This is a genomic window from Microbacterium sp. Root166 (genome assembly GCF_001427145.1).
Classification (GTDB): Bacteria; Actinomycetota; Actinomycetes; order Actinomycetales; family Microbacteriaceae; genus Microbacterium.
In genome coordinates this window covers 110,244-122,501 of sequence record NZ_LMGL01000002.1, presented here as the reverse complement: position 1 = coordinate 122,501, position 12,258 = coordinate 110,244, and the positions used below count along the sequence as shown (strand labels likewise).

Sequence of the window (12,258 nt, the reverse complement as noted above, 5' to 3'; positions counted from 1 at the left end):
AACAGGGCGGCGCCCGACAGGCTACCGCCCGGCGACGGGAAGGTGAACGGTGGGTGGCGCCGGCCGGCGGGGAGCCTTCCGCAGGACGTGGGACTCGGGCAGTCTGTCGGCATGGCACGTGTGACCGCAGACATCACCGTTTCCGCCGACGGCTACTCCAGCGGTCCGAATCAGAGCAAGGACGACCCGTTGGGCGAGCAGGGAGAGCGCCTGCACGAGTGGATGTTCGCCCACGCCGCCGATCACGAGGACGAGATCGCCGCGATCCTCGAGGCCCGGGCGTACATCATGGGCCGCAACATGTTCGGGCCCGTCCGGGGCGAGTGGACCGGCGACTGGCAGGGCTGGTGGGGCCCCGAGCCGCCGTACCATCACCCGGTGTTCGTGCTCACGCACCACCCCCGGGAATCGGTCGAGATGCTCGGCGGCACGACCTTCCACTTCGTCACCGACGGCCCCGAGGCTGCGATGGTGCGCGCTCGCGAGGCGGCCGGAGACGGCGACATCGCCATCGCGGGCGGCGCCGACACCCTCAACCAGTTCCTCGCCCTCGGACTCGTGGACGTGCTCCGGCTGCACGTGGCCCCGATGACGCTGGGCATCAGCGAGCACCGTGAGGTCGTGCGCGTGTTCGACGGCGTCCCCGCCCGTCGTCTGAAGCCCGCCCACGTCCGGGCGACGCCGCACGTCACGCACATGACGTACGAACTGCACTGACCGGATGCCGCGACCGCCGTCTCGTCGAGGTCGGTCCCGCGTGCCAGGATGAAGCCCGTGACCGATCGCCTCATGCTCCTGGACAGCGCCTCCCTGTACTTCCGCGCGTTCTACGGCGTCCCCGACACGGTGCGGGCGCCCGACGGCACGCCAGTGAACGCGGTGCGGGGCTTCCTCGACATCATCACGAAGCTCGTCACGACCTACCGCCCGACGCACCTCGTGGCGTGCTGGGACGACGACTGGCGCCCGCAGTGGCGGGTCGACCTGATCCCGACATACAAGACACATCGCGTCGCCGAGGTGGTCGCGGTGGGGCCCGACGTCGAGATCGTCCCCGATCCTCTTGAAGTGCAGGTGCCGGTGATCCGTGCCGCGCTCGGCGCACTCGGCATCACCATCGTCGGCGCGGCCGAGCACGAGGCCGACGACGTGATCGGCACCCTCGCCACGCGCGCCACCCTGCCGGTCGACGTCGTCACCGGAGACCGCGACCTGTTCCAGCTCGTCGACGACGCCCGCGACGTGCGCGTCATCTACACCGCGCGCGGCATGAGCAACCTCGAGATCCTGACCGACGCGACCGTCGTGGCCAAGTACGGGGTGCTGCCCAGCCAGTACGCCGACTTCGCCACGCTGCGGGGCGACTCCTCGGACGGACTGCCGGGCGTCGCGGGCATCGGGGAGAAGACCGCCGCGGGCCTGCTCGCCGCGCACGGCGATCTCCCCGGCATCCTCGCTGCAGCCGAGGCGGGCGACGGCATGTCGGCCGGAGTCCGGGCGAAGCTGGCCGCCGGCGCGCCCTACCTCGCCGTGGCGCCCAAGGTCGTCGCCGTCGTTCGCGACCTGGATCTGCCCGCGATCGATGCGCGGCTGCGACCGCTGGACGACGAGGCGAAGGTCGCCGCGACCGTGCTCGCCGACGAATGGGCGCTCGGCACCGCGATGACCCGCATCATCGACGCACTCGATCGGGTCGACGCCAGCTGATCGCGCGGCCGGATCTCAGCGCGCCGCGCGGCGCGAGGACGCGACGGCGGCGAGCAGCGCCCCGCAGTAGACCACGGCGAGCACCACCATGACAGCGAGCGCGGTCGTCCATTCGCCCGTCGCCTCGTACAGCGCGCCCATGACCGGGGCGCCGAGGGCCCCGAGGGCGTAACCGCCGCCCTGGACGAAGGCCGACATCCCGGCCGCTTCGGTGTCCGTCTTCGACACGGCGACAAGGGCCGAGAAGACCACGACGAATCCGCCGGCGTGCCCGATGGCGCCGAAGGACAGCCAGACCCACAGCAGCTCGGGAGCCAGCAGCAGGCCGGTCGTCACGATCAGCCAGGACGCGCAGATGACCAGCGGGGCGACGATGCGGGGCGTGAACCGCAGCAGCAGCGGCACGACGAACGCGCCGAGGATTCCGACGCCCTGATAGATGGACGCGACCGCGCCCGCCGCCGCGGCATCGAGCCCGAGCTCGTCGGCCGCGAACGTCGGCAGCCAGGTCGACAGGGCGTAGTACATGGTGCATTGCAGGCCGAACGCACCGACGAGCAGCCATGCCACCGGACGCCCGAAGACGACACGGCTCTCGCGCCCGTGCGCGACGACGGGAAGAGGCCCCGTGAGCGTGTCCGGATCGACGCCGGCGCGGGGAACGCCGGACGCGGGCGACGACCCGGAGTGCTGCTCTCCGCTCTCGCTCCCCTGCGAACGGGCGCGACGCATGTGGATCGACCATAGCCCGATCCCGCCGAAGGTCAGGAACGACCAGGCCACGAGGGCCCACGACCAGCCGATCACCTCGGCCAGCGGCGCCGTGAGCAGTGAGGTCAGGAGCGACCCGACATTCAGCGTGGCGGCATACGCAGCGGTCACGAGGGCGACCCGCTCGGGCGGCACATCCCGCCGGATGATCACGGGGATGACCACGTTGCCGATGGTGATCGAGGCCCCGATGACGACCATTCCCGTCAGCATCCACCCGAACCCGGGGAGCGCGCGGACGAAGGTGCCGATCAGCACTCCGCTGAGCGCGATCAGCAGCGCCGCCTCGGCGCCGGCACGGCGGATCACGAGCGCGGCGACCGGTGTGAGCAGGGCGAACATGAGCACGGGGGCGGTGGTCAGCAGCCCGGCGGTGCCGGACCCGATGCCGAAGTCGTCCTCGATCTGCGTCATGACCGGCGTCGGCGACATGATCGGGCCGCGCAGGCTGAGCGCCGCCACGAGCACACCGGCTACAACCAGCCAGGGCAGTGCCCGCCTCGCTCCGGAGGCGGGGTCAGAGGTCACCCGACGAGTCTAGGCGCGGCCCCCGAGCGCCAGACCGGCCGTGATGGTCGTCCGCGCCCACGCGTAGTGGTTGCCGCCGCACTCCCAGGCGAACTCTCCCAGCGGCGATCCCTGCGTCCACGCGTACGACGTCGGACCCTCCAGTTCGGCATCCGTGTGCAGCGCGACCATCGCCTGGAGCGACTCGTGCGACGCCCGCAGCAGCGCCAGGAGCTCGGGGAGCGAGGTGTCCTGCCACTGCAGGCGAAGCTCCTCGTTGAGCTCGGCGAGGCGCTGCCACGTGTACCCCTCAGCGGGGATCGCCGGCATGCCGCCGACCTCGCCGTCGGCGCACCACTTCTCGAGCAGGATGTGCCACGCGTGCAGGTGGGCGATGACATCGCGAACATTGCGGTCTCGCGCCGTTCCGGCGAAGTCCTCGTCGAGGCGCTCCGGCGGGAGCCCGCCGATCAGCTCGAGGAGAGCGGAGAACTCCGCGTCGTTGCCCGAGATGAGTGCTGCTCTGCTCAGTTCCACGGTCACACCGTACCGCCGGGCTCCGACGCCGTCACCGGCTGCGGGAGGTCCAATCTCGCAGCCGTGCCAGGTCCCACGTCGTCACGATGCGCTCGGCGGGCACTCCTGCCCGTTCGGCGCGCTCGGCACCGTGGTCGATGAGCGAGAGCTGTCCGGGCGCATGCGCATCCGAGTCGATCGAGAAGAGGCATCCGCTCTCCAGCGCCAGCGCGATGAGCTCGTCGGGCGGATCCTGACGCTCGGGCCGGGAGTTGATCTCGACCGCGACGCCGTGCGCCGCGCAGGCCTCGAACACCCGCTCGGCGTCGAACGTCGACTGCGGCCTCGTTCCGCGCGAGCCCTCCACGAGCCTGCCGGTCACGTGCCCGAGCACATCCACATGCGGGTTCGACACGGCTGCGACCAGCCGCCTCGTCATGGGGCCGCGCTCCATGCGCAGCTTGGAATGCGCCGACGCCACGACGATCTCGAGCCGGTCGAGCATCTCGGGCTCCTGGTCGAGCGAGCCGTCGTCGAGGATGTCGACCTCGATGCCCGGCAGCAGCGTGAAGCCGTCGCCGCTCATGCCCGCGACGACCTCGAACTGCTCGCGCAGGCGCTCGGGTGACAGCCCGTTCGCCACACGCAGGCGCGGGGAGTGGTCGGTGAGTGCGAGGTACTCGTGGCCGAGTGCGCGTGCCGCGGCGACCATGAGATCGATCGAGGTCAGGCCGTCCGACCAGTCGCTGTGCGAGTGCAGGTCGCCGCGCAGCAGCGGTCGCAGCTGCGAGGCCACCTGCACGCCCGCCCGCTCGCGCAGGTCCGCGAGGTAGGCCGGCACGCCGCCGGCCAGGGCCTCCTGGATGACTCCGAAGGTCGAGTCCCCGATCCCCTTGCGACGACGAAGGGATGCCGAATCCCGCAGCTGCTCGTCCGTGAGGCCCACGATCGCGTCCGCCGCGGAGCGGAACGCCTTCGACTTGTACCGCGAGGAGCGCTCCCGCTCGAGGAGCGTCGCGATCTCGGTGAGCGCCTCGTACGGGTTCATCGGCCGTGCCGCCGTGCCGGCGTCATGCGGCCGCCAGCGGCGTGCGCCGGACGACGACAGGGACGCTCGCGAGCCGGTGGATCGCCCATCCGAAGAGGATCGAGAGGACTCCCATGCCGGCGGCGAACAGCGAGACGCCATAGGCGACGACCGAGGTGTACAGCGACGTGCGCAGGAACGAGGCCTGCATCACCGTGGTGCGCACGGGGTCGTCCTGATCGAGTTCGGCATAGGTCTTGCCGTCGGAGGCCGCGAGAGCGTGCTGGTTGATGATGTCCGCCTGCACGTACGCCGTCAGCGGTCCGGTGACCTGCTGGCCCTGGAACGCCATGGCGTCGTCGGGGATCGTGATGTTCTCGGCCGTCAGCTGGGTCGTCACCCCGATCCAGGCGATGACGCCGACGACGATGAGCACGATCCCGGCGATGATGCCGAGGATGCCCACCGCCTTCACGAATCCGACTCGCTTAGCCGGCGGCTCGATCGTGTCCGAGGTCGTGGGGGGCAGTTCCTGGGTCATCGCATCCTCCTGGGTGGGGTTGCGGCCAACCTAGCGGCGTGCGGATTCCGGCGGTAGACCACGCGCCCAGGGTCTCCGAACGGTGAACGCGGCGGGCGTCAGGAGGCGAGCTGCCGTGTGACGTCCACCCAGCGGTCGAGCGTTGCGAGGGCGGCTCCGCTGTCGATCGACGCGGCCGCGTCGTCTCGCGCCTCCGCGAGGCGCTCGAGGATCGGACGCTGCACCTGGGTCGCGTCCTGGAACAGCCGGTAGGCGACGAGTCCTGCCGCGGCGTTGAGCAGCACGATGTCGCGCACCGGCCCCTCGTCGCCGCCCAGAACACGTCGGACCACGGCCGCGTTGTGGGCAGGGTCCCCGCCGAGCAGGTCGTCGATGTCGGCGAGGGGGATCCCGAGGTCGCGCGGATCGAGGTCGTGCTCGTGGATGTCGCCGCGGCTGACCTCCCACAGCCTGCTGTGGCCGGTCGTCGTCAGCTCGTCCAGCCCGTCATCGCCGCGGAACACGAGGGCGGTCGCGCCGCGGGTGCGGAAGACGCCGGTGATGAGCGGCACCCGGTCGAGGTGGGCGACGCCCACCGCGTTGGCCTCGGCACGTGCCGGGTTGCACAGCGGCCCGAGGAAGTTGAAGACCGTGGGAACGCCGAGCTCGCTCCTGGTCGGCCCGGCGTGACGGAAACCGGGGTGGAACGCCGCGGCGAACGCGAACGTGATGCCCGCGCGCTCGAGCGTCTCGGCCACCGCCTCCGGCGAGAGGGTGAGGTCCAGCCCCAGTGCGCCGAGGACGTCGGAGGATCCCGACGCGGAGCTCGCGGCCTTGTTGCCGTGCTTGACCACGGGGACACCGGATGCCGCGGCCACCAGTGCCGCCATGGTCGAGACGTTGACGGTGCCGAAGCGGTCGCCGCCGGTGCCGACGATGTCCAGGACCGCGGGATCCACGGGCAGCGGGAGCGCGGCCTCCAGGATCGCGTCGCGGAACCCGACGATCTCGTCGACGGTCTCGCCCTTCGCCCGCAGAGCGATCAGGAAACCGCTCAGCTGGGAGGGCGTCGCGGCGCCCGACATGATCTGGCGCATCGCCCACGTCGACTCCGAGACGCTGAGGTCGCGCCGCTCGAGCAGCGTCGTGAGGATGCCCGGCCAGGTGTACAGCTCCGCCATGACCCCGAGCCTATCCGGGGCGCGAGATCGGAACCGTTTCGTGACAGAACGGTGCGGATGCGGCATCCGGGCGGGTTCATGTCGTGTTCACGGCGGACTCGCGGCACTCTCTTAGGTCGACCTAAGTTCCGATCCGGGCAAATACATGCCCCGTGATGGGAATAGGGAGTCCCAAGATCGGCCATAATGGGGAGCGTGACGACCTCCCAAGCGACCTACTCTCAGGCCATGCGGTCCGTCAAGCGGCCGGATCCGGTCGCCGTCGGCACCATCGTGTGGCTCGGCAGCGAGGTGATGTTCTTCGCGGGCCTCTTCGCGATCTACTTCACGCTCCGCAACGCCTCCCCCGGCCTGTGGGCCGAGGAGACGCAGCTGCTGAACATCCCCTACGCGACCGTGAACACGATCATCCTCGTGCTCTCGTCGGTCACGTGCCAGATGGGCGTCTTCGCCGCTGAGCGCTTCCAGCCCTACACCGTGAAGTCCAACCGGTTCTGGCAGCGCTGGGGAATGGTCGAGTGGTTCTGGCTCACCTTCGCGCTCGGCGCGATCTTCGTCTCCGGCCAGGTGTGGGAGTACGCCCAGCTCGTCGCCGAGGGCATGCCGATCGACGCGAACTCGTACGCCTCGGCCTTCTACCTCACCACCGGCTTCCACGCCCTGCACGTCACGGGCGGGCTCATCGCCTTCCTCCTCGTGATCGGGCGTGCGTACGCCGTCAAGAACTTCGGGCGCAAGGAGATGACCTCCTCGATCGTCGTGTCGTACTACTGGCACTTCGTCGACGTCGTCTGGATCGCCCTGTTCCTCGTCATCTACTTCCTGAAATAAGAGCGGAGCTGATCCCCGATATGGCACGCGAGACCCCGCGCCGCTCGAAAGGCCGTCGCAGTCCCTGGGCTGCCGCCGCACTCATCGGCATCGGCCTGCTGATCACCGGCGGCATCTACGCCGGCGCATCCGCCGCCGTAGCCGCCACCGCCCCGACCGAGGCCGCCGCCACAGCGCTGACGGCCGAGGACGGCGAGAAGCTCTTCCAGGCGAACTGCGCCACCTGTCACGGACTCGACGTCCAGGGCACGCCCGACGGCCCGTCGCTGTACGGCGTCGGCGAGCTGTCCGTGCACTTCCAGATGAGCACCGGCCGCATGCCCCTGCAGATGCAGGGACCGCAGGCGCCGCAGAAGCCGGTCCAGTTCACGGACGAGCAGATCGCGGCCGTCGGCGCCTACATCCAGAGCATCGCCCCCGGACCCACCTTCCCCGATGAAGAGGTCCTTGACGGTCAGGGCGACGCCTCCGAGGGCGGCGAGCTGTTCCGCATCAACTGCGCGATGTGCCACAACGTCGCCGGCGCCGGCGGTGCGCTCACCGAGGGCAAGTACGCCCCGGCTCTCTACGAGACGTCCCCGCTCAACATGTACGCGGCGATGGTCACGGGTCCGCAGAACATGCCCGTCTTCAACGACATGACCCTGACGACCGAAGAGAAGCGCGACATCATCTCGTACCTGCTCTTCCTGCAGGAGTCGGAGTCGCCCGGCGGCTTCACGCTCGGCTCGCTCGGACCCGTCTCCGAGGGCCTGTTCATCTGGATCTTCGGGATCGGCTCGCTGATCGCACTGACCGTGTGGATCACGGCGAAGTCCAACTGACCCCACTGACACGCAAGAACTGACGAGGAGCAGCATGGCACACGAGGACGACCCGCTCGAGCACGAGAGGGCTTCCTGGAAGCCCTCCCCCGGGCTCGCCGTCGCGGTCACCGACCCGGTGCGCAACCCGGAGCTCCCTCCGCATCGCGAGCGGATGACCGACAAGGATCCGGTCGCGCTGAAGAACGCCGTCCGCACGGTGTACACGCTCTTCTACATCTCGATCGCCGGAAGCATCTGGGCCATCGCGGCCTACATGCTCTTCCCGATCGAGAGCGGCCGGATGATCGACATCCGCAACAACAACCTCTTCATCGGCCTCGGCATCGCCCTGGCACTGCTCGCCATCGGCCTCGGAGCGATCCACTGGTCCAAGGCGATCATGTCCGACAAGGAGTTCACCGAGCCCCGTCACGCGACGCGCGGCCGGGACACGACGCGCGAGGCTGCCATCCAGGCATTCGCCGAAGCCAACGAAGAGTCCGGCTTCGGCCGTCGCGCGATGATCCGCAACTCGCTCATCGCCGCCCTGGTGGCCTCGGTCGCTCCCGGCATCGTGCTCTTCCGCGGACTCGCGCCCCAGGACACCCCCGAGCACCCGCACGGCGGCGACCCGGTGGCCCTCCTCAACGAGACGATGTGGAAAGAGGGGTCCCGCCTCGCGCACGACCCCAGCGGTGAGCCCATCCGCGCGGCCGATGTGACCCTCGGCTCGGCCGTGCACGTCATCCCCGAAGAGCTCGCGGCACTGTCCCACAGCGACGGCTACCTCGAAGAGAAGGCGAAGGCGATCGTCCTCCTCATGCGTCTGCTCCCCGAGCAGATCACCGAGGCCCCCGAGAAGGCCGACTGGTCCTACGACGGCATCGTCGCGTACTCCAAGGTGTGCACGCACGTCGGCTGCCCCGTCGCCCTCTACGAGCAGCAGACGCACCACCTGCTGTGCCCCTGCCACCAGTCGCAGTTCGATGTGACCGACGCCGCCAAGGTGATCTTCGGCCCCGCCGCACGTCCGCTGCCGCAGCTGCCGATCACCGTCGACGACGAGGGCTACCTCGTCGCGCGCAGCGGCTTCACCGAACCCGTCGGCCCGAGCTTCTGGGAGCGTCATTGAGTACCGCAACCGCCCCTAACGAGAACCTCACCGAGGCTCCTCCCGCCGCGACCCCTCCGCGCGACAAGCCGCTCGGTGGCCGGTTCGTCGGTGCCGCGTCGAACTACATCGACGAGCGCACCAGCCTGTCGGGCTTCGTCAAGGAGCTCGGCCGCAAGATCTTCCCGGACCACTGGTCCTTCATGCTCGGCGAGATCGCGCTGTGGAGCTTCGTCGTCGTGCTGCTCACCGGCACGTTCCTGACGTTCTTCTTCGACGCCTCCATGGTCGAAACCCACTACCACGGCGCCTACCTGCCGATGCGGGGGATCGAGATGTCGGCCGCGATGGCCTCCACGCTCGAGATCTCCTTCGACCTCCGTGGCGGACTCCTCGTCCGTCAGATGCACCACTGGGCGGCTCTGACGTTCGTCGCCGGCATCGGCGTGCACATGCTGCGCGTGTTCTTCACCGGAGCGTTCCGCAAGCCGCGCGAGCTCAACTGGGTGATCGGCTTCATCCTGTTCATCCTCGCGATGGGTGAGGGCTTCACCGGCTACTCGCTCCCCGACGACGTGCTCTCCGGCAACGGCCTGCGCATCATCGACGGCATGGTCAAGGGCATCCCGCTCATCGGCACCTGGACCTCGTTCCTGCTCTTCGGCGGCGAGTTCCCGGGCACCGCGATCGTCGGACGTCTGTACTCCCTGCACATCCTGCTGCTGCCCGCGATCCTCGTCGGCCTGCTCGTGCTTCACCTGATGCTCATGGTGATCAACAAGCACACGCAGTTCGCCGGCGCCGGTCGCTCCAACAGCAACGTGGTCGGCTACCCGATGATGCCGGTGTACATGTCGAAGATGGGCGGCTTCCTGTTCATCACGTTCGGCGTGATCGCCCTCATCGCGGCGTTGTTCACGATCAACCCGATCTGGAACTACGGCCCCTACGACCCGTCACCGGTGTCGGCGGGAACGCAGCCCGACTGGTACATCGGCTTCGCCGACGGCGCCCTGCGACTGATCCCGCCGGGCTGGGAGTTCGTGCTGTTCGACCACACCTGGTCGTTCAACATCCTCGTGCCGCTCATCGGCCTGGGCGTGTTCATCGTCCTCGTCATGATCTACCCCTTCATCGAGGCGTGGGTCACCGGCGACAAGCGCGAGCACCACATCGCCCAGCGTCCGCGCAACGCGGCCACCCGCACGGCCATCGGCGCCGCCGGCGTCACGTTCTACGCGGTCCTGTGGGCCTCGGCGGCGTCCGACATCATCGCGACCCACTTCTGGCTCACGATGGAAGGCGTCATCCACACGCTGCAGGCCCTGCTGTTCCTCGGCCCGGTCATCGCGTACTTCGTCACCAAGCGCATCTGCATCGCCCTTCAGAAGAAGGACCGTGAGATCGCGCTGCACGGGTACGAGTCCGGTCGCATCGTCCGCCTCCCGGGCGGCGAGTACATCGAGGTCCACCAGCCGGTCGACGAGTACGAGCGCTACAAGCTGGTCGACTTCGAGACGTACGAGCCGCTCGTGGTGCGCCCGAACGCCAAGGGACGCATCCCGTGGCACGAGAACGTCCGCGCGTCGCTGTCGCGGTGGTTCTTCGAGGACCGCCTCTCCCCCGTCACGCAGTCCGAGCTCGACGCGGCGCTGGCCCACCAGCACCACGCGCTCGACCACATCGAGACCGAAGAGAACGCCGAGCTCCAGGGTGCGCACGAGCGCGCCGGAGTCCCCGACGCTCCGCTCAAGCCGATCGACGACGGCCACAACTCCGAGACCGCTGTTCGCCCGTCGAACATCATCGTCCCGGAGGACGGCGAGAAGAAGCCGCGCAACCGCGAGAAGGAGACCGGTCAGTAGCAGACCGCAGTTCTTCCGGATGCCCCGGCACGGCCCCCTCGCGGGTGCTCGTGCCGGGGCATCCTGCGTTGCACCTCCTCCCCTGCCGGAACGGCAGGATTCCGGCGCAGCGTGACCGCCCGCGGCGCAACTCCGCGTGCGCGCCGCAGCTAGCCTGGAAGCATGATCAGCGCACTCGAGTACTTCTCCGCCAAGCTCGCCCTCGAAACAGACGCCTCGGACGTGTACGCCGCACAGAAGAGCGGCGAGACCTTCGTCCTCGTCGACGTGCGTGGCGACGAGGCGTGGGCGCAGGGGCGCATCGCCGGAGCCGTCCACCTGCCACGGCCGCAGATCGCGGAGCGCGCGCTGCAGGAGCTCGATCCTGCCGTCCCCGTCGTCGTGTATTGCTGGAGCCCCGGCTGCAACGCCGGCGCCAAGGCCGCTGTGGAGTTCGGGAAGCTGGGCTTCCGCGTCAGGGAAATGATCGGCGGGTATGAGTACTGGGTCCGCGAGGGCCAGCCGACCGAGAACGACGAGGGCTCACTCCCCCGCGTCTTCGACCCGCAGGTGATGGTCGTCCGCGCGCCGGTGGGCGCCTAGCCGCAGGAGCCAGCCGCCGGCTTCACGCGGTCTCGAGGCCCTCGGTGAACCGCAGAGCGGCCGAACCGTAGAACGCGGCCGGCGCCGGCGACGCGGGAAAGTCGCCCGTGAAGTCCACGTCGCAGACCACGGCCGTGACGTTGTCGCGGGACCCGGCGTCGAGCCCGATCGCGACGGCCGCCGCGGCGGCCTCCTCGGGCGTCGCATGCTGCGTCACGACCTCGGAGAGCACGGCGTGGGGCACGTAGTCGCTCAGGCCGTCGCTGCACAGCAGCCACCGATCTCCGGGCTGCGCGTCGACCTGGGCGACCATGATCGTGTCGCGTTCACCACCGCTCAGCGACGCGGTGATGAGGTTGCGGCGGGGGTGGGTGGCGGCATCCTCCGCCGCCACGAGTCCGCGATCGACGAGCGCCTGAACGTACGAGTCGTCGCGCGTCTGCTGCGTCAGGACGCCCTCGCGGAGACGGTACGCCCGCGAGTCGCCGGTGTGCGCGAGCAGCAGGTCGCCGTCGCGCGACACGAACAGGCCGGTGAACGTCGTCGCCATCCCGTGCAGCGCAGGGTCTCTCTCAGCGTGGGCCCGAAGGTCCCAGTTCGCCGTGCGCACGCTGACGCCGAGGTTCTCCGCGTCGACGGGCCCGACATTGCCCGCTGCCAGGCGATGCACGAGCGCCGATGACGCGAGGTCGCCGGCCGGCCCGCCGCCGACGCCGTCCGCGACCGCACCACCCCACGTTGCGGTGAAGGCGGCGTCCTGATTGACGGACCGGTGGGCACCGGTGTCTGAGACGGCGCTCGAGCGCAGCCTCACCCGAGGGGTGAGCGTCACGA

13 protein-coding genes are annotated in these 12,258 nt (G+C 69.5%); 7 read left to right on the top strand and 6 right to left on the bottom strand.

Translation table 11 applies throughout. The annotated features are described in order from the left end of the window. The first annotated feature begins 111 nt into the window (after positions 1 to 111). Complete coding sequence (locus tag ASD56_RS08360; RefSeq protein WP_055964171.1) at positions 112 to 717, top strand: dihydrofolate reductase family protein; 606 nt, start codon at positions 112 to 114, stop codon at positions 715 to 717. Between the two features lie 57 nt (positions 718 to 774). Next, positions 775 to 1,707, top strand: coding sequence for a 5'-3' exonuclease (locus tag ASD56_RS08355; RefSeq protein ID WP_055964169.1), 933 nt, complete (start codon positions 775 to 777; stop codon positions 1,705 to 1,707). 15 nt (positions 1,708 to 1,722) lie between these two features. Here the strand turns inward: ASD56_RS08355 and ASD56_RS08350 are convergent, their stop codons facing one another. The 5 genes from ASD56_RS08350 to trpD form a co-directional block, all read right to left on the bottom strand. Next, the gene (locus ASD56_RS08350; RefSeq protein WP_157535889.1) at positions 1,723 to 3,006 is read right to left on the bottom strand and encodes an MFS transporter; all 1,284 of its coding nucleotides are present in this window, start codon (positions 3,004 to 3,006) and stop codon (positions 1,723 to 1,725) included. Between the two features lie 9 nt (positions 3,007 to 3,015). Next, positions 3,016 to 3,522, bottom strand: a complete 507-nt coding sequence (locus ASD56_RS08345; RefSeq protein WP_162249513.1) for a ClbS/DfsB family four-helix bundle protein — start codon at positions 3,520 to 3,522, stop codon at positions 3,016 to 3,018. Positions 3,523 to 3,553: 31 nt separating this feature from the next. Then, the gene (locus tag ASD56_RS08340) at positions 3,554 to 4,549 is read right to left on the bottom strand and encodes a PHP domain-containing protein (RefSeq protein WP_055964159.1); all 996 of its coding nucleotides are present in this window, start codon (positions 4,547 to 4,549) and stop codon (positions 3,554 to 3,556) included. Between the two features lie 22 nt (positions 4,550 to 4,571). Then, positions 4,572 to 5,069 (bottom strand): hypothetical protein, encoded by a 498-nt coding sequence (locus tag ASD56_RS08335; RefSeq protein ID WP_055964156.1) that lies wholly within the window; start codon positions 5,067 to 5,069, stop codon positions 4,572 to 4,574. A gap of 98 nt (positions 5,070 to 5,167) precedes the next feature. Next, positions 5,168 to 6,229, bottom strand: coding sequence for an anthranilate phosphoribosyltransferase (gene trpD / locus ASD56_RS08330; RefSeq protein ID WP_055964153.1), 1,062 nt, complete (start codon positions 6,227 to 6,229; stop codon positions 5,168 to 5,170). Positions 6,230 to 6,415: 186 nt separating this feature from the next. On the opposite strand from trpD, the gene ctaE reads away from it, so the two are divergent. From ctaE to ASD56_RS08305, 5 genes are all read left to right on the top strand, one after another. Continuing rightward, positions 6,416 to 7,060: an aa3-type cytochrome oxidase subunit III gene (gene ctaE, locus ASD56_RS08325; RefSeq protein ID WP_055964150.1), complete on the top strand. Its 645-nt coding sequence runs from the start codon at positions 6,416 to 6,418 to the stop codon at positions 7,058 to 7,060. 20 nt (positions 7,061 to 7,080) lie between these two features. Continuing rightward, on the top strand, positions 7,081 to 7,884 hold the full coding sequence (gene qcrC, locus ASD56_RS08320) for a cytochrome bc1 complex diheme cytochrome c subunit (RefSeq protein WP_055964147.1): 804 nt from the start codon (positions 7,081 to 7,083) through the stop codon (positions 7,882 to 7,884). Positions 7,885 to 7,918: 34 nt separating this feature from the next. Next, on the top strand, positions 7,919 to 8,998 hold the full coding sequence (gene qcrA, locus ASD56_RS08315) for a cytochrome bc1 complex Rieske iron-sulfur subunit (protein WP_055964144.1): 1,080 nt from the start codon (positions 7,919 to 7,921) through the stop codon (positions 8,996 to 8,998). Then, complete coding sequence (gene qcrB / locus ASD56_RS08310; protein WP_055964141.1) at positions 8,995 to 10,842, top strand: cytochrome bc1 complex cytochrome b subunit; 1,848 nt, start codon at positions 8,995 to 8,997, stop codon at positions 10,840 to 10,842. Before qcrA ends, qcrB begins: the two co-directional genes overlap by 4 nt. A 162-nt stretch (positions 10,843 to 11,004) precedes the next feature. Then, the gene (locus ASD56_RS08305; RefSeq protein WP_055964138.1) at positions 11,005 to 11,424 is read left to right on the top strand and encodes a rhodanese-like domain-containing protein; all 420 of its coding nucleotides are present in this window, start codon (positions 11,005 to 11,007) and stop codon (positions 11,422 to 11,424) included. 22 nt (positions 11,425 to 11,446) lie between these two features. Here the strand turns inward: ASD56_RS08305 and ASD56_RS08300 are convergent, their stop codons facing one another. Then, positions 11,447 to 12,256, bottom strand: coding sequence for a PP2C family protein-serine/threonine phosphatase (locus ASD56_RS08300; protein WP_200947480.1), 810 nt, complete (start codon positions 12,254 to 12,256; stop codon positions 11,447 to 11,449). Positions 12,257 to 12,258: the final 2 nt, after the last annotated feature.